We start from the raw sequence: 25317 nt of genomic DNA, 5'->3' as shown, positions 1-25317 counted from the left end.
CTAAATTAAACTTACGCGTTTGTAGCCTTTGTTTTGGCGTAATGCCTATTGCCAAAATAGATCAGCGCAATACCGCCAAGCACCATAATAACCGATATCATTTCAGCCTGTGTAAATGGGATACCGGCAACCACATATTTGGTATTTACACGGATCAGCTCGATCAGGAAACGCTCAACACCAGCCATGATCATATAGATACCAAACAAGATACCCGGTGCCTTAAACTTGTGGCGCAGCTGCCACAACACCAGGAATAATAATAAACAAATTACCGATTCATAAAATGAGGTAGGATAAACCGGAAGCTTCAATTCGTAGCAAAATTTGCCAACGCAATCGGGGATGCGATTGTCATGATCAGACATATCCACATTATGCGGGAATTTAAAGCTCCACATCCAATCGGGCGCCCAGCTTAAAAAGCCCGGTTTTGGTTTCAGGTTTGGGATGCCCCAGTCGCCGTCGCCACTCATTTGGCAGCCTATGCGGCCAACGCCATAAGCCAGCATTACCCCCGGCCCGCCAATATCCAACATGGTAAGCGGCTTAATATTATGCTTATTGGCAATATACAATACCGCTGCCCCACCGCATATCAAACCACCGTAAAAGGTTAAGCCGCTAAAGCCAACCAGCATACCTACCGGGTCGCGCATAAAATCGCCCCAGTTCTCTAAAGCATTAAACAGTTTGGCACCTGCAAAGCCGCAAATAGCCGCCCATAACAATATGCTGCCCATTAACTCGTGCGTGTGTACGGTTACACGGCGCTGCTCGGGTTTTGGCAATAGCTGTTTTTTATTCTCGTAATACGCCCAGTAGGCCATTAAAAACGCAAAGATGATACCCCCAACGTAATTGCCTTTTAACGATAACAGAAAATCCTGTGGGTTATCGATCAGGGCGCTGTAGTGCAGCACGGCATCCAACACTTTAAAGCCCAGTATAAAGCCGAACACGGCATTACCGGCAAGCTCGCCTGTTGAAATTGGTGCACCAACGGTTATGGTTTTCTCAAACGGGTGGATATACCCTAAACTTTCTCTCCGTTTAAATTCCTGCGTAAAGGCCCAGTAGGCGGCCATAAAAGCAATAGCTACAAAAAAGCCAAATGTTTGTATAGGTAGCGGAATGTTAGCACCGGTTAGGTATTCTATCAGCGAGGAAAGGGTTGGAAACATATTGAGGTGTTTGTGCTGCGAATATAATAGTTAATGCACTAATATTTCTTCGCTTTCTGTTATTTCAACATCACCATCCGGTGAAATTGCTGTTAAATGAACCGTCTTTAATTCGTTAACCAGTATGGGGTCGTACTTGGTTTTTACTTTAACGTAGTTTCGGGTAAAACCGTGCATAATGCCATCTTTTAAATCGGCTTCAAACAACACCTCGTCGGTTTTACCAATCTGGGTCTCATAAAAGGCGCGGCGTTTCTTATCAGATAGGATATGCAGCATCTTGCTCCTGTCGGCACGGGTTGAGCCGGGCACAACGCCGCTCATTTCAGCAGCCGGGGTGTTCTCCCGTTCAGAGTAGGTGAATACGTGCAGGTAAGAAACATCCAGGTTGTTTAAAAAATTGTAGGTATCTACAAAATCCTCGCGTGTTTCGCCGGGGAAACCTACTATCACATCTACGCCAATACAGCAGTTTGGCATCAGTTCTTTTATTTTGGCTACACGCTCGGTATACAACTCGCGTTTGTAGCGGCGGCGCATTAAACCCAATATTTTGTTTGAACCCGATTGCAGCGGGATATGAAAATGCGGCACAAACCTTTTTGAGGTGGCCACAAAAGCTATTATATCGTCGCTAAGCAGGTTTGGCTCAATAGATGAGATTCGGATACGGTCAATGCCTTCTACTTCGTCAAGCGCTTTAACAAGGTCGAAAAACCTATCTTCGCGCTGTCCGTTACGGATGCCGAAATCGCCCAGGTTAACCCCTGTAAGTACAATTTCTTTTACGCCCGATGCAGCTATTTCTTTTGCTTGTACGATTACATTCCCGATAGTATCGCTCCTGCTACTGCCACGGGCAAGTGGTATGGTACAAAACGTACACGAGTAGTCAGCCATCCTGTACTTTAAGGAAGGTGCGGGTACGGTCGCCAAAGGAGTATGAGGGTATAAACTGGTTGGCCTCAGATACCGGTTGGTTTAAAACAACCGCTTTCGGCTTTTTAGTCAGGTCGGTGATATGATCAACCAACTGGAATTTCTCGGCAGCGCCTAAAACCATATCCACGCCGGGTATTTCGGCAATCTCTTTTGGTTTAAGCTGGGCGTAGCAGCCCACGATGGTAATAAAGGCGCCTGGATTTATCTTCAGGGCTTCCTTTACTATCTTTTTGCACTTTTTATCGGCGTTTTCGGTTACCGAGCAGGTGTTTATTACATATACGTTGGGCGTATCGGTAAAATCGACCGTATCAAAACCGGCGTTATTAAACAGGCGACCAATTGAGGAGGTCTCCGAGTAATTCAGCTTGCAGCCAAGTGTATAAAAAGCGACTTTCTTATTCATTTGCAAGCCGCAAAGATAAGATTTTTACAGATTAGTTGATTAAGGGTTAATGATTGGTTGTTAATGGGAATGTAAAAACCTTGTCATTTCGAACGATAGAGAGAAATCTTATACGCCTTGCTTTTGCGGATGCATGGCTTTACTTACTGCTTGTATAAGATTTCTCCTCACTACGTTCGTTCGAAATGACAGATCGGTAATATTTATTTATACCATATACCATTTCGGTATATGGTATAAATAATGTATCATTGAAAACTTAAATCTTATTATCATGTCAAACCAACATCCCAACATCAAACTGATCCATTCTTTTTTTGAAGCATACGCCGCTAATGACCTGCCAGCCATCAAAAATATCTTATCTGACGATATTGAATGGATAATCCCGGGCCGGCATCCGCTAAGTGGTGTAAAGACAGGGGCTGAAGAAGTACTTCATTATTTTAAACAATTAAACGCATCAGCCTTTAAAGCAAGCCCCATTGTGATGGGGTTTAATGACGAGTTTGTAATTGATTGCCACCTTAACTGGAGCAACCGCGCAGATGGCGATAATGTACAGGGCATGTCGTGCTTGTTGTGGAAATTTAAAGACGGGAAGATTAGCAAGGTGTACAACTTTCCTGAAGATCAGCATATGATAGATGCATTTTTCAATAAGACTTATACAGTTATTGAAGGATAAACTTACTTACTATCCCGCTTTCGCCCTTATTGGTATTGTCACCAACAAGCCGCTATGCATTCAGACCTTGCAATTTCAAAACCGTCCTAAATGTTGTTGGTGACAACACCAACAACGGCGGGAAAATTTATCCCACTTGTTGGTGTTCTCACCAACAACTCACCCCGACTACGCTTCGCTGGTTGACCCTCTCTGCTTCGCAAAGAGGGTGAAGATAATTGCAAAGCCCTCTTTCCGCGCAGCGAAGAGAGGGTGGTCGAGCGAAGCAATGACCGGGTGAGTTAAATTGCGAAATCACAGGTTGGGAAAAGAATATTACCTCCTCAACGTATAATTAAACACATCCTTTTTCCATTTCCCATCCTTACCCTTTTCATCCAAAATGCAATCCATTTTTAGCGGGCTGATGCGCTTATAGGTTATAATAACATTTTTATCAAGTGACTGAAACACCACCTGGTCTTTGTCGATTTTTACAGCGGGCATCAGGTAGGGCTTATCTTTATCCTCCCACCCTATGCTGCCTTTGTTAAAGTGGCGAAGTTTAAGTACCGGGATGCTGCCGGTTTGTTCTATCGCCATAAATTCATAAAACACGATCTTCCCGTCCTTAACACACCTAAAGGTGCTTACCATGTTATCGCCCATTGGCGGGCCCCAAAATTCCTCCATATCGCCCCACTCGTGTTTAAGAGTCCAGGTGCCGGCCATAAAGGCAAGGTCTTTTACTGATGCTTTTTTTAGCTGCGCGGATGCGGAGCCGGTTATTACTGAGATAAGCAGGATGAAGAGTAATGCTTTTTTCATGATGATAAATATAATAATTTGTCGGTTTCCGCCTGTAGGAAAGTTCACTCACCCGACTGCGCTGCGCTGGTCGACCCTCTCTGCTGCGCAAAAAGGGTGAAGAATATAACTTTCAATCCCTCTTTCCGCTTGCGGAGAGAGGGTGGTCGAGCGAAGCAACGACCGGGTGAGTAAAATCGCGAAGCCTTCAATCACTAATTATCTATATCCCCTCCCACCTGTAACTCTCGTTCTCCAGGCCTATCAGGTCAATGATGCGGTTTACCACCGTCATGGCTAGTTCTTCAATAGTTTTGGGTTTGCTGTAGTACGATGGTATGGCCGGGCAAATAATAGCACCTGCCTCAGTAACGGTTTGCATATTGCGGATATGGATGAGGTTTAAAGGGGTATCTCTGGCTACCAGTATCAGCCTGCGGCGTTCTTTCAGTATCACATCAGCGGCGCGCGTTATCAGGTCGTCAGACACTCCGGATGCTATGCGGCCCAGTGTGCCCATAGAGCATGGTACAACAACCATAGTATCAAACCTGGCCGAGCCTGATGCGAAGGGCGCCATAAAATCGTTTTTGGCGTAGGTTTTAAATGGGTAATTGCCGTGGGTGGTATCATCCAGCTCAAATTCCCAAACCTGTTTGGCGTTGTCGCTCATTACAACGGCAACCTCTGCAATTTGCCCTTGCAGCTGCTGCAATTTATCAAGTAATAGTTTGGCATAAATAGACCCGCTTGCACCGGTAACCGCAACAACAATTTTCTTTTTCATAATGGAATAGTACAAATAAACGGAAGAAAAGTTACAGGCACAAAAAAGGGTCGAATAACTCGTACTCGACCCTACATCTACCTATGAAAAACATGCCCTTTGAGCGGGCATTACAAATATAACAAGTGTTTCTTAATTATTAAACAATTTATTAAAATAAATTTAATGTACTGAAGTATAGTTCTTTTCAATTAAAGTTTGTATAATTCCGTCAACCATTCCTACTGTAGGCACGTAAATACTCTTAATATTTGCGCATTTCAGCACAGTTAAATAAATTTCGCAAGCGGGGATTATTACGTCGGCCCTGTCCTGGTTAAGTCCCAACACGTTGATACGGTCTTTCAGCGAAAAGGAATCAAGGTAATTATATAGCGCCCTTAATTTAATATAGCTTAAAGCAACACCATCTTTTTCCTGCGATAGTTTGTACAGTTTATTGATATTACCACCGGTACCAATGCCGTAGATGTTTTTGTACCCCTTGGTATGCTCGCGGATAAAATCTTTCATTTCGTTCCAGGTCTCGTCCTTGTCCTGGTTATCCAAAATACGGATGGTACCCAGATTGAATGACTGCGACGCCACCAGTTCGCCGTTACTAAACAACGAAAGTTCGGTACTACCGCCACCTACATCAATATACAGGTAGTTTTTGCTTTTATCGATATTAAGCTCGGCATGGCTGGCATAAATTATTTTGGCTTCGCTTTCGCCGTGCACAATTTGCAGGTCGATGTTGGCCTCGGTTTTGATCAGGTCGGCAACCGCCTGCCCGTTCTTTGCTTCGCGCATGGCCGATGTGGCGCAGGCCATGTAATCGGTAACCTTATAAACATCCATCAGGTTACGAAAAGCCTGCATAGATTTTACCAGGTCGGTAGTTTTTTTCTCAGATATATTCTTGTCCAGGAAGGCGTCGTCTCCAAGCCTTACCGGTACACGTATCAGCGTATTCTTCTTAAACGATATTGAACCGTTATTCTCTATAATTTCGGCTATCAGCAGCCTTACTGCGTTCGACCCTACATCAATGGCGGCGTATCTCAATTTGTTATGTTTTTATTTTTCAGATAGGTGTAAATGTCTATTTGCGCACGGGTAAGCAACTCCGACCGGGTTTTGTGGTACCTGTTAACGGCGTTACCGGTAATATCCCGGGCCTTGGTGTTATCTTCCAGCTGGATATTTATGATATCCCTAACCTCTTTCCGCAAGTCATCATCCAGTATAGGGAAGCCAACTTCTACGCGGTTATCAATATTGCGGGTCATGAAATCGGCGCTTGTTAAATAAACAAGCTCTTTGCCGCCGTTGCCATAAATATGCACACGGGCATGCTCCAGGTATTTATCCACAATACTTATTACCTCAATATTTTCGCTAAAGCCTTTCTGGCCCGGTATCAGGCAGCACATACCACGTACAATGAGTTTTATCTTCACCCCCGCGTTACTGGCCTGGTATAGTTTGTTGATGAGTTGCTCATCGGCAAGGCTGTTCATTTTAAATGTCATGTAGGCCTTTTTGCCGGCTTTGGCAAACCTCATCTCGTTATCTATCAGTTTATAGATAGCCGGGCGCGAATCAATTGGCGATACGATGAGTGTTTTTAAGCCCTTTGGCAATATGCTTTTATTCAATGCCCTAAAAATGGCTACCAGGTCTACAGTGATCCTTTTATCGGCCGTAAGAATGGTATGGTCTGCATATATCGAAGCTGTTTTCTCGTTAAAGTTACCGGTAGACAGGCAAGCGTAATGCGCTGGTTTACCTTTTTCCATACGGGTAACCAGGCAAATTTTAGAGTGTACCTTATAACCGTCGATGCCATAAAGCACGTTTACACCCTCCTCTTCCAGCTTATTGCTCCAGTAGATATTGTTCTGTTCATCAAAACGGGCGCGCAGCTCAACCAGGCAGTTCACCTTTTTACCGTTTTTAGCGGCGTTGATCAGCGCATGGATGATCTTTGAATTTTCGGCCAGGCGGTATACCGTAATGCTGATCTCTTTTACTTTTGGGTCAATAGCGGCCTCGCGCAAAAAGTGGATCACATAATCAAACGACTGGTATGGCGTGCTGATCAGGAAATCTTTCTTAGCGATCATCCCCATCAAACTTTTACCGAACGACAGCCCTGCAACAGGCAGCGCGCTGTTCTTTTTATACTCCAGATCGGGCCTCCCCACGTTAGGGAAAGATATGAAGTTCTTAAAGTTATGGTAACGGTTACCGGGTATAAGGCTCCCCTTATCTATCTTCATTTTTTTGACGAGATAGCCAATCATATCGGGTGGCATTTCGCTGTCATAAAGCAAACGCATGGGTTTGCCTTTGCGCCTTTTTTGCAGGCTTTTGCTCAAAGCATCCACAAATTTTACACTCACTTCTTTATCAAGGTCAAGCTCCGCATCGCGGGTAAGCTGCAGCGAATACGCTTCTATCGAATCATGATCGAATATGAAAAAGATATCCTCCAGGCTATACCTGATAATATCATCAAGCAGGATAATAAACTTCAGGTTATTTGTTTCGGGCAGTACCAAAAACCGGGAAAGATTATCCGGAAATTCGATAAGCGCGTAGCGCGATTTTTTATTTTTGGTAAGCCTTACAAAAAAGTAGATGGCCCTGTCGCGCAGTTCAGGCAGCGGCAGTTCGTCATCCAGCATAATAGGCACCAGGGTAGATAGCAGCCTCTCCCTGAAAAAGCTTTTCACAAACTCCCCGCGGGTAACGTTCAGTTGCTTATCATTCAGGATAAAGATCTTCTCTTCGGCCAGTTGCTTTACAATAATGTTCTCGTACAGGTTATGAAATTTCTTCTCCTGTTTTACAACAATACTTTTTATCTGGCTTAGTATTTTTTTAGGGTTGTAGCCTAATATCTCTTTAGCGCGTTCGTTTAAATTGGCTAAACGGCTAAGGGTTGCTACCCTTACACGGTAAAACTCGTCAAGGTTTGATGAGAATATAGCCAGGAACTTAATCCTTTCAATAAGCGGCACGGTTGGGTCGGCAGCTTCCTGCAAAACCCTGTCATTAAAATACAACCAGCTTATTTCCCTGTTTATTAACGGAATGTTCTTAGTATCCATATAGCTATAGCCACAAAGCTGCTTATTTATTTGTTAAGTTAATATTAACTTATCTGTATTTTAAGATGTTTTGTATATTAAATTTAATATTAGCCTATAATGTATATGGCGAATGCAATTGTTACATTAGCTTTGTGTTAATTATAAAAAAACAACATTATGCCATCATTTGATATAGTAAGCAAGATTGACGGACAAACACTTGATAACGCCATTAACGTTGCGAAAAAAGAAATACTGAACCGTTATGACTTTAACGGTTCAAAAAGCACTATCGACCTGGATAAAAAAACCAATGAGGTTACCATTGTAACAGAGGATGATATGCGCCTGAAAGCCATTACCGATTCCATCATCAGCCGTATGGTAAAGCAAAACCTGGACCCTAAGGCGCTTGACTTTGGTAAAGAGCAATATGCATCAGGCAACATGATCCGTAAGGAGATCAAGATAAAAGAAGGTATAGATAAAGAAGCTGCTAAAAAGCTTGTAAAGAAGATAAAAGACAGTGGCCTTAAAGTACAGGCAGCTATTATGGACGACCAGGTGCGGGTTACTGCCAAAAAGATTGACGACCTGCAAGCCGTTATCAGCCTTTGCCGTACCGAAGACTTTGGCCAGCCGTTGCAGTATATAAATATGCGGAACTAAGTATCCTTCCTAATACATTATTACAGACCTGCTTTAGCTGATTCTACTTCAAAAACAGAATCAATGAGCAGGTCTTTTTGTTTACCGGCAGCAACAGCGAGCTGGTCGCAGCGCTCGTTTTCGGGGTGGCCGTTGTGGCCGCGTACCCATACAAACTTTATCTGGTGCGCTTTGGCTATTGCCAGGTATCGTAACCACAAATCTTTATTCTTTTTATCCTTAAAGCCTTTGGCTACCCAGCCGTGCACCCATCTTTTTTCGATGGAGTCTATAACATATTTAGAGTCGGAGAAGATGGTTACCTGTTGGTTTGGTGTTTTGATAGCTTCCAGCCCGGTAATAACCGCCAGCAGTTCCATACGGTTATTGGTGGTTTTACGAAACCCGGCGGAAAGCTCTTTATAATGCTGGCCCGACCGTAATATAACCCCATAACCACCCGGACCCGGGTTTCCGCTTGATGCACCGTCTGTGTAAATTTCTATCATTATTAGCTTATGGTTGATGGTTCATAGTTGATAGTAAGAACCGTTCATTTCAAGCTTCAAAAGTATAAAACTTTATTTAACGGCTATTAACCATTAACTTTTTTCACTTTCAACCGCAACGAGTTGCCTATTACAATAACATCCGAAAATGCCATGGCAAAGGCCCCTACCATCGGGTTTAAAAAGCCAAGCGCGGCTATAGGTATAGCTACAATATTATAAGCAAATGCCCAGAAAAGATTTTGTTTGATGGTAATAAGTGTGTGTTTGCTGATCTGTAAAAAAGTCACCACCGATTGCAGGTCCGTGTTAAGCAAGATAACCTTAGCCGATTGAATGGCTATATGGCTGGCATCGTTCATAGATACGCCAACATCTGCCTGGGTAAGTGCCGGGGCATCGTTTATGCCGTCACCAATCATAATGGTTTTGCCTTTTTTGCGGTACATATCAACCACCTTCAGCTTATCCTCAGGCAACATTTCGCCATGTACTTCTTTTATGCCTAAAGTGGCAGCCAGGGCATTACAGCGCAGGGCTTTATCACCGCTCACCAATACTGGCGTAATGCCGGCTTTTTTTAATTGGGCTATCAGGTTGGCGGCATTGGGTTTTATGGTATCATCAACAGCTATCTGCGCCATGCGCACCTGGTTGCGGTAAAGTGTAAGGTTAAAATGATCGGGCGTTTTATGTTTAGCCGAGCCCAGAAAGTAGTTGTTACCGTCCACATCCTCGGCGCGCATGCCCAACCCCTTCTCTTCCTTAGCGGTGCGCAATATAATTTTCTGCTGCGGATAGGCTTGCAACTCGCTCACAAACGATTTGGCGATAGGGTGGTTTGAGCGTTCCTCAATAGCGCTGATCACCCCGCGGATCTGCTCTATGTTAAAACCCTCCTCCACTTTTATTTCTTTAATACTGAATTTGCCCGTGGTAAGCGTACCGGTTTTATCAAACAATACATATTTGGTGTTGGCAACAGCCTCTATGGTATCGCCGCCTTTTATCAGGATACCATTCTTAGCCGCGCGACCCAATCCCACCATTACAGCCGTTGGCGTGGCCAAACCCATAGCACATGGGCATGATATTACCATCACCGCTATGGCGTTCATCATAGAACGCTGCAAGCCGGCATCAGTAGCAAAATAGGTTATTACAAACGTGCCGAGGGCTATCAGTAATACCACGGGTACAAATATCGAAGCTACCTTATCGCCCAGTTTTTGCACCGGCGGTTTGGCGGCCTGCGCTTTTTTCATCAGGTCGATAATTTGCGAAAGCGTACTGTTAGCCCCCACCTTAGTAGCCGATATGCGGATGTTACCCTGTTGTACAATAGTGCCGCCTATAACTTTATCATATTTGGTTTTGGCTACAGGCATGCTTTCACCAGTTATCATGGCTTCGTTGATCAGTGCATCACCAGATATAACATCCCCATCTACGGGCACCTGGTCGCCTTCGTTCACCAGTAAAACATCGCCCGCGGCAACATCTTTGGCGCTTATAAGTTCAACACTACCGTTAACAACTCTGTTGGCGTTAACCTGCTGAAACTTCATCAGGTTTTTTACTGCGGATGTGGTTTGGTTTACCGAGCGCTTCTCGAACACGTTACCCAGCAGCACCAGCGTAATTATGGTAGCGGCGGTTTCATAAAACAGGTACTGCCCGCCCAAATTTTCAATAGTACCCACCAGGCTATATATAAAGGCACTGGCAGAACCGATAAAGATGAGCACATCCATATTAGGCATCCCGTTCTTTAACGAGCTGTAGGCACTTTTACCAAAGTGCATGCAGCCCACAATAAACACCGGCAGGCATAAAATTAACTGAATGATGGGGTTATGCAGAAAATGCCAGGGCAGCAGCATGTGCAGTAAAAGTGGTGCGGTAAATATGGCGCAGAAGATAAATTTGTTCTCTACCTTATCATAAAAAGGCGTTGGCTGCACATTTTCCTCGTCTACAACCTTAAAACCAAGGCCCTCTATATCTTTTATAATTTGCGGAAGAATGGACTGGTCGGCGGTGCTGAATTTCACCTCCTCGGACGCGAAACTCACCAGCACATCGTGCAAGCCTTTCTTCTCCAGTAATTTATGAATGCTCATTGCGCAATTATTGCAATGCATACCCGTAACATTCAACTCCACTAACTGCTCTGCCATAACCACAAAAATAAACTGTAACCCGCTGAAACAGGTAAGCTTAGTGTAATTTTAAAAAATGCTTTGCATATTGGCTTAAGATTTCTATTTTTGCATCCTCCAAACACGGTAGATGTAGCTCAGTTGGTTAGAGCATCGGTTTGTGGTACCGAGGGTCGTGGGTTCGAGCCCCATCATTTACCCATAACGCTTCTCATGAAAATGAGGAGCGTTTTTTGTTTACTCCCTGTTATTATTTAACCCTTCGTCATTTTGGCTAATACAAACATCACTATGGCAACATTTAGCCATTAGCTTCTGCCCACTTTTGTATTGTAAATTTTAAACAATCACAAAAATGGAAAAGACAATCTTTATTACAGGGGCTTCTACCGGTTTAGGTAAAGCAACTGCCAAATTATTTCAAAGCAAAGGCTGGAATGTTATCGCCACCATGCGTAACCCCGCTAAGGAAACAGAACTAAACACCTTAGAAAATGTAACGCTTTTGCCATTGGATGTAACCAACCCCGAACAAATCCGGGCTACCGTAAAAACAGCCATTGAAACACATAACATTGACGTGGTTTTCAATAATGCGGGCTATGGCCTTATAGGCGCCCTGGAGGCATTTAGCGATGAACAACTGATAAAACAGATAGATACCAATTTATTGGGTGTTATCCGCGTTACGCAAGCTTTTATACCTTACTTTAGGGAAAAGAAAAACGGGTTGTTCATTACTACCACTTCTATCGGAGGCTTGCTTACCTTCCCGTTAGATTCTATCTATCATGCTACCAAATGGGCGTTAGAGGGCTGGAGCGAAAGCATGTCGTACGAGTTGGGGCTGCACAATATCGGCATTAAAACCATTGCGCCCGGGGGTATCAAAACCAACTTCGCAGGGCCGTCATTAGATGTAGCCAGGCACCCTGCTTACGAACAAGGGCTGACCAAATTATTCGATCTGATGAACCCTGATAATTTTGAACCCGCAGAATGGATAGCTGATGTAGTATATGAAGCCGCCACCGACGATAAAAAACAATTACGCTATGTTGCAGGAGAATTTGCCAACCAGCTTTATTCAAGGCGACTGGAAATTGGCGCCGAAGCTGCGGTTAAGGAAATGAACAAAACTGTTTTTGGAGAATTAGTAGATTAGTAAAATGAAAAAAGAAGCCAATAGCCCGGTGAAAGTTAATTCTGTATCAGAATTACACCAAATGTTGGGTTTACCAAAACCGCTGCACCCGCTAATCAGCCTGGTGGATAACACCAAAATGGTGGTGAACAAAGATCAGCTTAATCATTCCTTTTTGTTTAACTTTTATAAGATCTCCTACAAAAAAACACTAAAGGGGAATATTGGCTACGGTCAGGGCTACTACGATTTTGATGAGGGCGGCATGGTGTTTACCGCCCCCAATCAATTAATCTCTATTATTGGCGATGATACAGAGTACGAGGGTTTCTCCCTGCTGGTACACCCCGATTTTATCAGGAATTATCCCTTAGGTAAAAACATCAAATCGTACGGGTTTTTCTCTTACGAGGCAAATGAGGCCTTGCATTTATCAGACAAAGAGAAAACAATAGTTTTAGGTATTCTGGAGAACATCCAAAATGAAATAAACGGAACTATTGATGATTTTAGCCAGGAAGTAATGATCTCTTTTATTGAGGTCTTACTGAATTACAGTAACCGATTTTACAAACGCCAGTTTATTACACGAAAAGCCGTAAACCATGATCTGCTGGCACAGATGGAAGAAATATTGGATGATTATTTCACCAAATACGAGACTTTAAAAAGCGGACTCCTCACTGTAGAATACCTGGCCGACCGTTTGCATGTTTCGCCACGCTACCTGAGCGATATGCTCCGCTCGCTGACCGGGCAGAATGCCCAGCAACATATTCATGAAAAGTTGATTGAAAAAGCAAAAGAATATCTATCCACTTCCAATTTATCTGTTGCAGAAGTTGCCTACCATTTGGGGTTTGAACACCCGCAATCATTCAATAAAGTATTTAAAAAGAAAACCAATGTTACCCCGCTGGAGTTCAGGACATCTTTTAATTAACAGCAAGCAAATAATGGATATTAAAGAATTTATAACAGATTGGATAAGTGTGAGCAATGCTTACCAAACCGAAAAGTACTTAGACAAGTATGAAGCCGATGCGGTTTTAGACGACCCTTCTGTTGGCAGGAAGTTTATCGGTCACAAAGGCATCCGCGATTATTTTACAAGCTATTTTATAGGATACAATACGCAAACTAAACTGGTAAAGCTAAATATCAACCACGACCATGCCCATTTAGAAGTAGAGTTTACCGGCACCTTTCCTGAAGGAAAAATAGGCGGCACGTTTGATTTTATATTTAATAATGGAAAAATAGCTGCGGCAAAGGCAGATTTAATTTAAGCAAAAATGGAGAATAATAATTTCGACACCATTATTGAGCGTTCACTGGCGCTTAGAGAGAAATATCACGAACTGGAAGTATCACACCACGGCAGCGAATGGACCGTGGAAGAAGATGCATTAGCATTTTTAACAGATGCCGCGTTAGTTGGCCGATTAACCATGTCGCAGCAACAGCGCTGGCCCAAAGCCAATACCGATACTGAACTGCAGCATAAACTGGGCGAAAGCATTTGGTGGCTGATAGTTTTAGCCAATAGAATGGATATAGATATTAAACAGGCAACAGAAGCTTTTTTAACAAAGACGGAAAGTTTGATAAAGTAACAAAAGTTATGCACGCAATATCTTCTCCATCTTCCTCCCTTTCGCCAGCTCATCTACCAGTTTATCCAAATACCTAACCTGCTGTGTTAAAGGGTTGTCTATTTCCTCTATACGATACCCGCAGATCATCCCTGTAATAAGGGATGCATTGGGGTTTAGCGATGCCGCCTGAAAAAAGGTTTCAAAAGTTGCTTTTTGATCCATCAGCTCTTGTAGCCTGCTATCGTCAAAACCGGTTAACCACGTTATCACCTGGTGCAATTCTTCTTTTGTGTGGCCCTTCTTCTCCACCTTTGCCACGTACATGGGGTAAACCGATGCAAAGGTCATTTTTGCAATACGCTCGTTGTGTTTGTCGGTGGTGTCCATACCTTTTATATGAAGTTATTTGATATTAGTTATCCCAAAATAACTATAAAACATTTACAAACTAAAACGCACCTGCAAACGTGTGTTTACCTAACAGGGTAACTGCCACGTAATCGTTTATCATCGGCTACTATACGTTCAATCATCTGGCTGTGCGATGGGCTATCGTCTTCCGCGTTAACTTCAATCGCCCCGTAATTGTTCAGGGCATCAGCTGCTTCCTGGGCTTCACGCGCTGATACCGCATGTACGGTAACAATAGAGCCCTTACGCCCAAGAGAGGCAAAATGCTCGGCCTGCCTTTCATCATCTATCAGGTGGCTGAAAAAATCACCTATACGGTTATGTTCATCTGTTTGCTCTCCGTGGGTGTGGATGTCAATATTTTCACTTGTAAATTCGTTCCCCAACAGGTACGAGCTTGCTTCTTCTGCAAGGTTTACGTTATCAAAAATCCCAATTACTGTTATCATCCACAAATAATAAATATGGCGGAAAATTGTTTTAGCTGTCCTATCTATTGGTTGAATTGTCAGCAAATAGTTAAATATTAAAAATAGTAATCAATGATTACCATATTATTTATATTTGCCTTATGTACGACACAAAAACAGACAAGCAACTAAAGGCTTATGAAGGGTTACAGGATAAAAACTGGCAGCGGCTTATTCATAATTTAAAAAGATATTTTGATAGCTGGGCACATCATACAATTAAAAATTACTGGGGTAATATGAAGATATCCTATATGCCGGTTATTTGTAACATCAGTGTAGACGGAAGTACAGTAGCAGAACTTGCACGTACAACATTGATCCCCAAACAAAACATGAGCCGTACAATTGCTGAGTTAGAGAAGAACGGCATGATTGTTAGCCGCCCCAATAGCGGAGATAAACGAAGTGAAATACTTGAATTAACGCACAAAGGCAAACAAATGATGCTCAAAGCCAATAACGATATATTTAAGATGAGCAAAATATACAAAACATTGGTTGGCGAGAAAGACCTGGAAATAGCTGTACGGGTTTTGAACACTATTATGGATTATCATGAAAGTTTAGCGGCCAAAAACAATCCGCAATAGCATCTTAACACCATGGTTTAAATCCAACCCATTTATAAGGATAAACAGTGTGCCAGTTTTCAATTATTGCAAACACACCTCTCCCTCAAAATTCTTTTTAGTAAGCTGCGGCGAAAAGCAGGCCATCATTTCTTCGGCTTTCGCCACCATATTTTTTGAGCCGATAAAGATGGCTGAGCGCTGGTGCAGTTCGGTCACGTCAAGTTCTAAAATACGGTTGTAGCCGTTGCTTGCGGTACCGCCCGCCTGCTCTATAATAAATGCCATGGGGTTACATTCATAAACCAAACGCAGTTTACCATTTGGCGCGGCTGCGGTTAGTGGGTAAATAAATATGCCGCCTTTTATCATGTTGCGATGCAGATCGGCCACCATAGAGCCGATATAACGTGATGTGTAAGGCCTTTTTGTTTTGGCATCCTCTACCTGGCAATACTTAATATACTTTTTTACCCCATCCGGGAAATGTGAATAGTAGCCTTCGTTTATAGAATAAATAACTCCATCATCCGGGATGCACATATTGGGGTGCGACAAGCAGAACTCGCCTATCGAGGGATCTAAAGTAAAGCCGTTAACACCTTTGCCGGTAGTATACACCAGCATGGTTGATGAGCCGTAAATTACATACCCTGCGGCAACCTGCTCGGTACCGCGCTGCAATACATCAGCCAGGTTTGCTTTGCCTTCCGGCGATATACGGCGATAGATAGAAAAGATGGTGCCCACCCCTACGTTCACATCAATATTTGATGAGCCGTCCAACGGGTCGATAGCTACAATGTACCTGGCATTTTTTGATACTTCCGAATCTATATGGATGCATTCGTCGTTTTCTTCGGATGCTACCATGCAGCATTCTCCGCCATATTTAAGTGCCGATATAAATTGCTCGTTGGCGTAAACATCCAGTTTCTTTTGCCCTTCGCCCTGTATGTTCATGGTACCGGCATCGCCTAAAATGTCGGCAAGGCCGGCTTTGTTCACCTCGCGGTTTACAATTTTGGCGGCTATGCCAATGTCCCGCAACAACCGCGACAACTCCCCTTTTGCGTATGGAAAATCGGCCTGTTTTTCAATAATAAATTGCCCTAAAGTTTTAACTGCTTTCATTAGCTTAGTGTAAAAACTACATATTATTCATGCAGTTCAATAACGTCTAAGGTATGAATTTTTTCATCAGTTATAGAAAATCTTATTAAAGTACGCACCTTGTGCCAGCCCTGTTTCCCAGCAGCACCGGGGTTTAAATGCAAACAATTTATCTTTTTATCGTAAATTACTTTCAGGATATGCGAGTGCCCACTGATGAACAAACCGGGAGGCTTAGTGTATATTTCACGCTTTACATCCGGCGCATACCTGTCGGGATAACCGCCAATATGCGTCATCCAAACATCCACCTTTTCGCACATAAAACGCAGGTGCTCCGGGTACACTTGTCGCACATCAGTTCCGTCGATATTGCCATATACGCCCCTCAGCGGTTTAAAGGCAGCTAATTTATCGGCCAGCGCAATATTTCCAAAATCGCCGGCGTGCCAAATCTCGTCACAATTCTCAAAATGCTTAAAAACGGCGTCGTCTAAAAAACCGTGGGTATCTGATATAAGGCCTATGCGGGTCATTTTTTATTTCGAATGTTAATTTCGAATTTATTTAAAATATTGTCAGGAAATCTCCCAAAGCCAATTGGTATTCCAGTGAATAAACTTTGGGTGCATCATAAATTACAAATTCATCTTCAACAATACCTTTCTGCTCTTTGCCGAAGGTTAATATCTCGCGATGCGGTACAGAATCGGCAAACGATTTTATGGAGATAACCCTTTGCAAGTGCAGCTGATATTTGGGCAGCAGATCCTTTACTACCGATGCTGTTGGCAAAGGTAATATCAATTGGCATGTACCTGTATCTGTGAGGTATTCATCTGCACAGCGCAACAGTTTCTTAAAAAAAGTACCGTCGGTATGCCGTGCAAGTCGTTTTTGCTCATCGGCTGATGCAAGCGAATCTAAAAAGAAAGGTGGGTTGGATACGATCAGGTCGTGTTTTTTCCAATAATAGTTTTTAAAATATCCCTCAAAAGTATTAAAGGTTGAGTATACCCTGTACAAAAAAGGGGATGCTTTAAAATTCCTGTCGGCTGCCTCTGCGGAGTCCTGATCAATATCAACCCCATCAATATGCGCTACAGCAAACCTTTGGGCCAGCATCAGGGCAATTACGCCTGTACCGGTACCAATATCAACAATACTTTTGGGGTTATTTGCAGTGGCCAATGCGCCAAGCAACACCCCATCGGTATTTATCTTCATGGCGCAACCGCTTTGGTCAACCTCAAATTGTTTGAATTTAAAGATGTCTGCGCCCATTATTTGGTATTGAAAAGCCCATATTTAAGAATACAATAAATAGCGCGTACGCCGTCCTTCCATCCTATTTTTTTACCATCATCATATGTACGGCCATAGTATGAAATCCCCACCTCGTATATACGGATCTTGGGGATTCGCGCAACTTTTTGAGTTACTTCCGGCTCAAAACCAAAGCGTTGCTCACGTAATTTTATAGATTGCAGCAGTTTGGTATTAAACAGTTTATAGCAGGTTTCCATATCGGTAAGGTTAAGGTTGCTCATCATATTGGAGAGGAACGTTAACCACCTGTTGCCTATAGTGTGCCAAAAGAAAAGGATGCGGTGCGGGTTGCTGCCCATAAAGCGCGAACCGTAAACCACATCGGCAAAGCCATTGCAAATGGGCTTTAGCAGGTCGTTGTATTCGGCAGGATCATATTCCAGATCCGCATCCTGGATGATGGTATAGTCGCCTGTAGCCTGTGCAATACCTGTATGTAAAGCCGCACCTTTGCCTAAATTGTGCGGGTGTTTAAAATATCTGATATCGAGAGTGGTATTTTCTGCCTTATAATTAGCTACAGCCTTTTCGGTGTTATCGGTAGAGCAGTCATCCACAATTATTATTTCCTTTCGGATGTCATCAATCAAATCAACAGCTTTTATCTTGTTCAGAATGAGGTGAATGGTGCCACCTTCATTATATGCCGGGATAATTATTGATAATTTACCTATTTTCATCAGAATAATTTGTTTTTTTATGGTGATGAAGCTATCATGAGCCGTTTTTATCATTCCGGTTTTGAGCCGGGGGCTCATGATGGTTTCATTGTGAATTATAAAATATCAATTTAATGCTATCGCGAATAAAGCAAAATCTTAAAAAGCCAAAAGTAATGATATTAACGGCTATTTTGTTTGCTTTAGCGTTATGGTTTGCCTTATGCCTGCCCAAACCACTGTTTAACACCCCAACATCGTTTGTTATTGATGATGATACCGGCCAGCTGCTGGGTGCCTCCATAGCAACCGACGGGCAATGGCGCTTCCCATACAACGCGGAGGTACCCTCAAAGTTCGCCAAATGCATTATTGCCTTTGAGGATAAACGCTTTGAAAGCCACTGGGGATTTGACCCATTGGCATTTGGCAGGGCCATTAAACAAAATATCAAATCAAAAAAAGTAACCAGCGGTGGCAGCACACTCACCATGCAGGTAATACGCCTGAGCACCCACCACAACCGCACCGTTTGGAATAAGCTGGGAGAAATTTTCATGGCCCTGCGATTGGAAATCACCTACAGTAAAAAAGAAATAATGGCCCTGTATGCCAGCAACGCCCCTTTCGGAAGCAATGTTATCGGGCTGGATGCAGCATCTTGGCGGTACTTTGGCCGCGGGCCCGAAAAACTCTCCTGGGGCGAAATGGCTGCGCTGGCTGTACTGCCCAACTCGCCATCATTAGTACACCCCGGCAAAAACAGACAGATCCTTTTAAGAAAGCGCAACCTGCTGCTCGACAGGCTTTATCACCAGGGCACTATCGACAGCACCACCGCCGCGCTCGCCAAATTTGAGCCCGTGCCCGAAAAACCTATGCCTTTACCGCAGAATGCCCCCCACCTGCTGCAACGTTTTAAGGCCGATTTCAAAAGTAAAAAACAGGCCTTAACCCGCTTAAAAACGACCATTAAAAGCAGCTTGCAGGAACAGGTTGGCGATATACTGGAAAAACACCACCAGGTTTTAAAAGCTAATGACATTAACAACATTGCGGCCGTAGTTTTAGATGTGGAAACAGGTGCCACACTGGCCTACGCCGGCAATATAGCCCACCGCGAAGATCCTGAAATGGAGAGCGATGTGGATGTGGTGAACGCGCCGCGCAGCCCGGGGAGTACGCTAAAACCGCTGCTTTACGCCAGTATGCTGCACGATGGCTTGATACTACCCAACAGTCTTATCCCCGATGTACCCACGCAGATAGCGGGCTACCACCCCGAGAATTTTGACCTGGGGTATGATGGCGCAGTGCCTGCTTCAAACGCGCTCTCGCGCTCATTAAACATCCCTGCGGTAAAACTGCTGCAGCAATACAAATACGAGCGCTTTTATGATAAGCTACAAAAAATAGGCATCAGCACCCTTAAACAACCTGCCGACCATTACGGCTTATCACTAATACTCGGCGGCGGCGAAAATACCCTTTGGGAACTTACCGGCGCATACGCAGATATGGCCCGTGTGCTAAATCATTATAACAAAAACGGGGGGAAATACAGCGCTGATGATTACCATTCGCCCGTATACGCTAAAACTATTGCGGAGAAACCCAAATTGGAAAAGAACGGCTTGCTGGATGCCGGATCTATCTATTACACGCTGCAGGCCATGGAAGAAGTAATGCGCCCGGGCGAGGAAATGCTTTGGCAGCAGTTCAGCTCTACCCAGCGCATTGCCTGGAAAACCGGCACCAGCTTCGGCTTCAGGGATGGTTGGGCAATCGGCATCACACCCAAATACGTGGTGGGCGTTTGGGTGGGTAATACTGATGGCGAAGGCCGGCCGGGTTTAACGGGAATCAGCACCGCCGCGCCGGTACTGTTCGAGATCTTCCGCCTGCTCCCTGCTGCGCGCGAATGGTTTGATGAGCCTACCGGCGAACTGGTCAAAATAAGGGTTTGCCGAGAAAGCGGTTACCGTGCCGGGCAATACTGCGATAACGCGGTGGAGCAATGGGTGCCCAAAACAGGACTTAAGGCACCCGTTTGCCCGTGGCATAAACTGGTGCATTTATCTGCCGATCTAAAATACCAGGTGACGGGTAATTGCACCTCGCCGGATAACATGATCAATAAAAGCTGGTTTGTGCTGCCACCATCCATGGAGTATTATTACAAGACCAAGAACTACCAGTATCACGTACTGCCGCCTTTTGTCCCGGGCTGCGATCAGGCCGAAGCCAACCCGATGGAACTCATCTACCCGAAAGACGGCGCCAAGGTTTACGTACCGCTAGAGGCCGACGGCAAACGCGGACGCATGATCTGTAACGCGGCGCATAGGCAGTCGGGCGCAAAGATATTTTGGCATCTGGATGGTAAATATGTGGGTGAAAGCAGCGCGTTCCAGCAAATGGCGCTCAACCCATCGCCGGGTTTACATAAACTTACTTTGGTTGATAACGCCGGTAACACCCTGCAAATAAATTTTGAGGTGCTGGATAAGAATAAATAACTTAGTGCTATGCTTGAACAATACGACCTAAGCAACCTGATGGTTTTAGATATTGAAACCGTACCGCAGTACCCTACCCATGCCGAAGTGCCCGAACACATGCAGGAACTATGGGCACACAAAACCCGCAACGTACGCAACGAAGAAACCGCCGAGGCATTTTATGAACGAGCGGGCATATGGGCCGAGTTTGGCAAAATAGTATGCATTTCGGTAGGGATATTTACCAACAGCGGCGGCAACCACCCGGGCTTGCGTGTAAAATCATTCGCAGGGCACGATGAAAAGGAATTGCTGGAAGATTTCAGCAAGATGCTGAGCGGACAGCCCCTCAGCATGATTCTATGCGCACATAACGGCAAGGAGTTCGACCTGCCGTACATTTGCCGCCGCATGCTGATCAACGGCGTACCGTTCCCGCCGCATTTACAAATTCAGGGTAAAAAGCCCTGGGAGATTCCCCACCTGGATACCATGGAGCTTTGGAAATTCGGCGACTATAAAAATTACACTTCGTTAAACCTGCTTACCGCTATTTTCAATATTCCTACCCCAAAAGATGATATAGACGGCAGCCAGGTCGGCCATGTGTATTGGGTTGAGAACGCCTTAGAACGCATTTGCACCTACTGCCAAAAGGATGTGATCGCTACTGCGCAACTTATTCGTCGCTATCGCGGAGAGAGTTTGATTGAGGATGAATATGTGACGATAGTTTGAGGCGATATGCAGATAAAAAATAAATCTGAAATATAGGTTCTTTTTCCATTTTTAGTTACATTGTGATAAACAATAAAACTAAAAAACTATGAAAAAAATCAGTACCAAGTACAAGCTACTTACAAGAGAGGAAACAAAAAAAATTTTAGGTGGTAATCCAGTAGAACCACCATGCCCGGACGGCAAAGTAAGGAAAAGTTGTTTTTCAGGTGGATACTTTGGCGGAATACCTGTTAATCATAGCTACTGTCTGATGCCAGATGAGCCTTGTCCCTTAGGATCGTAACAGCCCATAATTTGACAGCAGTTAAACTTCGCTGAATCAATAAAGCGAACTTTAACTGCTGTTTGTCTTGGGTTACATTTAAAAGGCTCAATTACTGGTCTATGTTTTCAACTTAGACCCCAAACCAAGCAAGCTTTCAGCTTGCGAAGCTGTAATATTTACAGATTACTATTGAGCCCAAAACTGACAATGTTGTAATAACATTAAGTCTTTTTAAGCAACGGAATAACCTTGGTGCCGATCAGTTCTATTGAACTCATCAGTTGCGCATGCGTTAAACCCGCGTTATCCATCTGAAAGGTAAACCTGTCTACACCGCCTAAAGCCTCGCTGTGCCTTAATAACTTTTCGGCAACCTGCTGTGGCCCGCCAACAACTAAAACGCCTTTTGGCGCCACCAGGCTATCAAACTGTGGCCTGGTTACCGGCGGCCAACCCCGCTCCCGTCCTAATTTTGTCCATAGCTCGGCATAGCCGGGATAATAATCTGCAATGGCTTGTTCATCAGTAGCGGCTACATAACCCGGGGAATGTAAACCTACCTTCAATTGATCGGGCGTAAACCCTGCACGGCGACCAGCCTCGCGGTAAATATCAACCAGCGGGCGGAACCTGTGTGTTTCGCCGCCTATAACGGCAACCATTAAAGGTAAACCTAAAGTGCCCGCCCTCGCGAACGACTCGGGTGTGCCGCCAACACCAAGCCATATAGGTAGCTTTTCCTGCAATGCTCTCGGATAAACAGGTTGGTTATCTAAAGCCGCCCTAAACCTGCCCGACCAGGTAATAAATTCATTATCCCTTACATTGAGTAGAAGATCAAGCTTCTCCCTGAAAAGCGCGTCATAATCATTCAAACTGAAACCAAAAAGCGGGTAGGCTTCCACTGACGAGCCCCGGCCAACCACCATTTCGGCCCGGCCTTTAGAGATTAGATCGAGCGTTGCGAAGTTTTGATAAGCCCGTACCGGGTCGCTCGCGCTTAATACAGTAACTGCGCTGGTTAAGCGGATGCGGTTCGTTTTGGCTGCTGCTGCTGCCAGGATCACATGCGGTGCCGAATCTAAAAATTCTTTTTTATGGTGCTCGCCTATACCGAACACATCAAGGCCTACCTTATCGGCATGCTCTATCCTTTCTAATAACTGCGCCATAGCATCAACACTGCTAAGCGCGTTACCCGTGCCATACATGGCCGAAGCAAAACTATCAACCCCTACTTCCATATTTTTAATTTACATGTTTAAACATCAAATATCGGAAATTTGTTTCGCTTGTTATAACAGCTATACGGATTTTGACATTGGGGAAATATTAGCCGGAAATGGCCAGCAGATAATCCATATCCTGCCTTGTGCCCGCCAGGCTATGTCCATTAATATATGGATTACCAGCCAGGCGTACCTGCTGCCCCCGGGTTATGCCTTGTAACCGTACGGTTTGCTGTTCAAAAACACCACCTTCGCCATCAAGCAGGCGATAGGTATCTTCCGAAATCAGCAGATCGTTGTTCAGTTCTTTGGTTTTTAACTGCAACCGTGACGCGATATTTACAGGTAAACCCATTACAGATAAGGCGGGCGGCCCATCAAGCGCAAATTCACCTACAAAAACCTTCCCGGTATTAATACCCACACCAATTTCAAGCGGCCCTCCGTAAAAAGGTTCGGCATAAGCAGTATTAAACAGGCTTACTGTTTTAAACATCATTTTAGCGGCCTGGTAAGCATTGTTTGCGGCCTCGCGCACATTGGTTTGCAAGCCAAATACGGCATATAGGTTATCGCCGGCTACCTCAACAACCTTCCCCTGGAAATTTTTAACAACCTGGTTAAATGCCGTAAACAGGCGGCGGACTACCTGTATAACCGACTGGCTCGACTGAACTTCCATCAGCCGGGTAAAGTTGCGTATATCAAGGAATAAAATAGTTAGCTCCTGTTCGGTATCGGGTTTTATATCGGCTGCTGCGGGGCAGCAAGTATTCAGCATCAGGTAATCGTTTTCCATGTTGTAAAGTATCTATAACGGTATAGACGACAAGGTGAGGAAAACATTTTAAACAAAATTTAAAAAACACCGTCGTGATAAATGGGTGACTTTATTTTAATCTCCGGATGACAATTTGGGCAAACACCTCTCCCGCTATATACTTTTCCACAAGTGTTGCCCTTAAAAATGGCATTAGGTATGTTTGCGACCCAGATTTCCACATGATGAACAGCTCGATGAACCTTGTTGATATTGCATCCAAATATATTTTACTGCAACCCAGCCGCAAAGCCTTAAAGGGCAAATGCCCGTTTCATAAAGATGAAACTACCTCCCTGCTTATTATCCCGCAAAGCAATGTATTTAAATGTTTTGGCTGTGGCGCCGAAGGTGGGCCAATGGAGTTTTTGATGAGGATTGAAAATAAAAACCGCACTAAAGTAATTGCCGATATAGCCGAAAAGACTTTCCCGAAATAAGCGTTCGATTACAATGAACCTTCTGCAACAAAAAAGCCGTTAACTTATTAGTTAACAGCTTTTAAAATTTAGTACGGAAGATAGCCTTATCACCGAATTATTACTATTGATTATTACTATTGAAATAGCCTTCTAATTACGCAAATCAAATATCATAATCTTTAGCTACGTAAACTTTGAACGTTTGCCCTATATCATATGTAACCTCTTTACCCTTTTTTAGCAAAAAAAACGGCGTTAACACAACAGCTTCTGCAATGGCAGATCCCGTGCGATTTTTACCCTCTTGTTTTAAATCGGACGTTAATTTAATTATCCTACCATCTTCCAGTGTAAGGTAATCTACCGATATATTGATGGTGCCAGGCTTACCCATCCCCTTAGCTTTGGTGCATTCAGTTAAATGGCCGGAAACTTTTAAGCCCTTATTTAATATTACTCGATCTCCGATAATATAAGGTTCTGTTACTTGCATATCTATGATATCACCGGTATGATTTACTTTGCTGGATAGCTTTTGCATAAGTCCAACTGTTAAAACAACGCCTTCTGACAGCTTTTTTGGCTGATCTTGCGCATAAACGGAGGCCGCGATAATAACCACGAACAATGTGAGTAAGGTTTTTTTCATGAATTTAAGATTTAGGTACAATCAAACTTAGTAATTATTATCAAGTTTCAAGCCTAATTTAAAAGTGATATGAAACAAAAAAAGCCGCTAACTTATTCAGTTAACGGCTTTTAAACTTAGTGCGGAAGAAGGGACTCGAACCCCCACGCCTCGCGGCGCCAGATCCTAAGTCTGGTGCGGCTACCAATTACGCCACTTC

27 protein-coding genes, 1 tRNA gene and 1 pseudogene are annotated in these 25317 nt (G+C 43.9%); 12 read left to right on the top strand and 17 right to left on the bottom strand.

Features of this window, described 5'->3' with window-relative positions; translation table 11 throughout:
* Positions 1-11: 11 nt before the first annotated feature.
* On the bottom strand, positions 12-1184 hold the full coding sequence (locus WC615_RS09680) for a prolipoprotein diacylglyceryl transferase (protein WP_372977901.1): 1173 nt from the start codon (positions 1182-1184) through the stop codon (positions 12-14).
* 30 nt (positions 1185-1214) lie between these two features.
* Positions 1215-2532, bottom strand: a pseudogene (gene mtaB / locus WC615_RS09675) (tRNA (N(6)-L-threonylcarbamoyladenosine(37)-C(2))-methylthiotransferase MtaB).
* A 274-nt stretch (positions 2533-2806) separates the two neighbouring features.
* Between mtaB and WC615_RS09670 the strand changes: the two are divergent.
* Positions 2807-3220, top strand: coding sequence for a nuclear transport factor 2 family protein (locus WC615_RS09670; RefSeq protein ID WP_372977900.1), 414 nt, complete (start codon positions 2807-2809; stop codon positions 3218-3220).
* 315 nt (positions 3221-3535) lie between these two features.
* On the opposite strand, the gene WC615_RS09665 is transcribed toward WC615_RS09670, so the two are convergent.
* The 4 genes from WC615_RS09665 to ppk1 form a co-directional block, all read right to left on the bottom strand.
* Positions 3536-4027 carry a DUF6265 family protein gene (locus WC615_RS09665; RefSeq protein WP_372977899.1) on the bottom strand — a complete coding sequence of 164 codons (492 nt, stop codon included), beginning with the start codon at positions 4025-4027 and terminating at the stop codon, positions 3536-3538.
* 202 nt (positions 4028-4229) lie between these two features.
* Positions 4230-4793 carry a UbiX family flavin prenyltransferase gene (locus WC615_RS09660; protein WP_372977898.1) on the bottom strand — a complete coding sequence of 188 codons (564 nt, stop codon included), beginning with the start codon at positions 4791-4793 and terminating at the stop codon, positions 4230-4232.
* Positions 4794-4955: 162 nt separating this feature from the next.
* Positions 4956-5843, bottom strand: a complete 888-nt coding sequence (locus tag WC615_RS09655) for an exopolyphosphatase (RefSeq protein WP_372977897.1) — start codon at positions 5841-5843, stop codon at positions 4956-4958.
* Positions 5840-7894, bottom strand: a complete 2055-nt coding sequence (gene ppk1 / locus WC615_RS09650; protein WP_372977896.1) for a polyphosphate kinase 1 — start codon at positions 7892-7894, stop codon at positions 5840-5842. The genes WC615_RS09655 and ppk1 overlap by 4 nt, the downstream gene beginning before the upstream one ends.
* A gap of 159 nt (positions 7895-8053) precedes the next feature.
* Here ppk1 and WC615_RS09645 point away from each other — a divergent pair, with 159 nt between their 5' ends.
* Positions 8054-8545: a YajQ family cyclic di-GMP-binding protein gene (locus tag WC615_RS09645; protein ID WP_372977895.1), complete on the top strand. Its 492-nt coding sequence runs from the start codon at positions 8054-8056 to the stop codon at positions 8543-8545.
* A gap of 20 nt (positions 8546-8565) precedes the next feature.
* On the opposite strand, the gene rnhA is transcribed toward WC615_RS09645, so the two are convergent.
* Together rnhA and WC615_RS09635 are read right to left on the bottom strand one after the other, a co-directional pair.
* The gene (gene rnhA, locus WC615_RS09640) at positions 8566-9033 is read right to left on the bottom strand and encodes a ribonuclease HI (RefSeq protein WP_372977894.1); all 468 of its coding nucleotides are present in this window, start codon (positions 9031-9033) and stop codon (positions 8566-8568) included.
* Between the two features lie 86 nt (positions 9034-9119).
* Positions 9120-11213: a heavy metal translocating P-type ATPase gene (locus WC615_RS09635; protein ID WP_372977893.1), complete on the bottom strand. Its 2094-nt coding sequence runs from the start codon at positions 11211-11213 to the stop codon at positions 9120-9122.
* 108 nt (positions 11214-11321) lie between these two features.
* Here WC615_RS09635 and WC615_RS09630 point away from each other — a divergent pair.
* The 5 genes from WC615_RS09630 to WC615_RS09610 all read left to right on the top strand — a co-directional run bounded on the left by WC615_RS09630 (position 11322) and on the right by WC615_RS09610 (position 13955).
* Positions 11322-11395, top strand: a tRNA-His gene (locus WC615_RS09630).
* Between the two features lie 155 nt (positions 11396-11550).
* Positions 11551-12360: an SDR family oxidoreductase gene (locus WC615_RS09625; RefSeq protein WP_372977892.1), complete on the top strand. Its 810-nt coding sequence runs from the start codon at positions 11551-11553 to the stop codon at positions 12358-12360.
* Positions 12361-12364: 4 nt separating this feature from the next.
* Positions 12365-13282: a helix-turn-helix domain-containing protein gene (locus WC615_RS09620; protein WP_372977891.1), complete on the top strand. Its 918-nt coding sequence runs from the start codon at positions 12365-12367 to the stop codon at positions 13280-13282.
* 13 nt (positions 13283-13295) lie between these two features.
* A complete protein-coding gene (locus tag WC615_RS09615) occupies positions 13296-13628 on the top strand; it encodes a nuclear transport factor 2 family protein (protein WP_372977890.1) in 333 nt (110 codons plus the stop codon).
* A gap of 6 nt (positions 13629-13634) precedes the next feature.
* The gene (locus WC615_RS09610; protein ID WP_372977889.1) at positions 13635-13955 is read left to right on the top strand and encodes a MazG-like protein; all 321 of its coding nucleotides are present in this window, start codon (positions 13635-13637) and stop codon (positions 13953-13955) included.
* 6 nt (positions 13956-13961) lie between these two features.
* Here the strand turns inward: WC615_RS09610 and WC615_RS09605 are convergent, their stop codons facing one another.
* On the bottom strand, positions 13962-14324 hold the full coding sequence (locus WC615_RS09605; protein WP_372977888.1) for a DUF2200 domain-containing protein: 363 nt from the start codon (positions 14322-14324) through the stop codon (positions 13962-13964).
* Between the two features lie 86 nt (positions 14325-14410).
* Entirely contained in the window at positions 14411-14797 is a 387-nt protein-coding gene (locus WC615_RS09600) for a hypothetical protein (protein ID WP_372977887.1), read from the bottom strand.
* A 122-nt stretch (positions 14798-14919) separates the two neighbouring features.
* On the opposite strand from WC615_RS09600, the gene WC615_RS09595 reads away from it, so the two are divergent.
* A complete protein-coding gene (locus tag WC615_RS09595) occupies positions 14920-15411 on the top strand; it encodes a MarR family winged helix-turn-helix transcriptional regulator (RefSeq protein WP_372977886.1) in 492 nt (163 codons plus the stop codon).
* A gap of 63 nt (positions 15412-15474) precedes the next feature.
* Here WC615_RS09595 and fbp read toward each other — a convergent pair whose 3' ends face one another.
* The 4 genes from fbp to WC615_RS09575 are packed head-to-tail and all read right to left on the bottom strand — an operon-like array spanning position 15475 to position 18590.
* Positions 15475-16524 (bottom strand): class 1 fructose-bisphosphatase, encoded by a 1050-nt coding sequence (gene fbp / locus WC615_RS09590; RefSeq protein ID WP_372977885.1) that lies wholly within the window; start codon positions 16522-16524, stop codon positions 15475-15477.
* A 23-nt stretch (positions 16525-16547) separates the two neighbouring features.
* Positions 16548-17039 (bottom strand): metallophosphoesterase, encoded by a 492-nt coding sequence (locus WC615_RS09585; RefSeq protein ID WP_372977884.1) that lies wholly within the window; start codon positions 17037-17039, stop codon positions 16548-16550.
* A 31-nt stretch (positions 17040-17070) separates the two neighbouring features.
* Positions 17071-17787 carry a tRNA1(Val) (adenine(37)-N6)-methyltransferase gene (locus tag WC615_RS09580; RefSeq protein ID WP_372977883.1) on the bottom strand — a complete coding sequence of 239 codons (717 nt, stop codon included), beginning with the start codon at positions 17785-17787 and terminating at the stop codon, positions 17071-17073.
* Positions 17787-18590, bottom strand: a complete 804-nt coding sequence (locus WC615_RS09575; protein ID WP_372977882.1) for a glycosyltransferase family 2 protein — start codon at positions 18588-18590, stop codon at positions 17787-17789. The genes WC615_RS09580 and WC615_RS09575 overlap by 1 nt, the downstream gene beginning before the upstream one ends.
* A gap of 35 nt (positions 18591-18625) precedes the next feature.
* On the opposite strand from WC615_RS09575, the gene pbpC reads away from it, so the two are divergent.
* The 3 genes from pbpC (at position 18626) to WC615_RS09560 (ending at position 22016) form a co-directional block, all read left to right on the top strand.
* A complete protein-coding gene (gene pbpC, locus WC615_RS09570; RefSeq protein ID WP_372977881.1) occupies positions 18626-21010 on the top strand; it encodes a penicillin-binding protein 1C in 2385 nt (794 codons plus the stop codon).
* Positions 21011-21019: 9 nt separating this feature from the next.
* On the top strand, positions 21020-21730 hold the full coding sequence (locus WC615_RS09565) for a 3'-5' exonuclease (RefSeq protein WP_372977880.1): 711 nt from the start codon (positions 21020-21022) through the stop codon (positions 21728-21730).
* An 88-nt stretch (positions 21731-21818) separates the two neighbouring features.
* The gene (locus WC615_RS09560; protein ID WP_372977879.1) at positions 21819-22016 is read left to right on the top strand and encodes a hypothetical protein; all 198 of its coding nucleotides are present in this window, start codon (positions 21819-21821) and stop codon (positions 22014-22016) included.
* A 203-nt stretch (positions 22017-22219) separates the two neighbouring features.
* Here the strand turns inward: WC615_RS09560 and WC615_RS09555 are convergent, their stop codons facing one another.
* Both WC615_RS09555 and WC615_RS09550 read right to left on the bottom strand, forming a co-directional pair.
* Positions 22220-23242, bottom strand: a complete 1023-nt coding sequence (locus WC615_RS09555; RefSeq protein WP_372977878.1) for an LLM class flavin-dependent oxidoreductase — start codon at positions 23240-23242, stop codon at positions 22220-22222.
* 88 nt (positions 23243-23330) lie between these two features.
* Positions 23331-24026: an adenylate/guanylate cyclase domain-containing protein gene (locus WC615_RS09550; RefSeq protein ID WP_372977877.1), complete on the bottom strand. Its 696-nt coding sequence runs from the start codon at positions 24024-24026 to the stop codon at positions 23331-23333.
* Positions 24027-24133: 107 nt separating this feature from the next.
* Between WC615_RS09550 and WC615_RS09545 the strand changes: the two genes are divergently transcribed.
* Positions 24134-24487, top strand: coding sequence for a CHC2 zinc finger domain-containing protein (locus tag WC615_RS09545; RefSeq protein ID WP_372977876.1), 354 nt, complete (start codon positions 24134-24136; stop codon positions 24485-24487).
* 145 nt (positions 24488-24632) lie between these two features.
* Here the strand turns inward: WC615_RS09545 and WC615_RS09540 are convergent, their stop codons facing one another.
* The gene (locus WC615_RS09540) at positions 24633-25118 is read right to left on the bottom strand and encodes a hypothetical protein (protein WP_372977875.1); all 486 of its coding nucleotides are present in this window, start codon (positions 25116-25118) and stop codon (positions 24633-24635) included.
* Positions 25119-25317 lie beyond the last annotated feature (199 nt).

The organism is Mucilaginibacter sp. (genome assembly GCF_041663085.1).
GTDB lineage: Bacteria > Bacteroidota > Bacteroidia > Sphingobacteriales > Sphingobacteriaceae > Mucilaginibacter.
The sequence above is the reverse complement of the archived record's forward strand: the minus strand, read 5'-3'. Positions and strand labels throughout refer to the sequence as shown.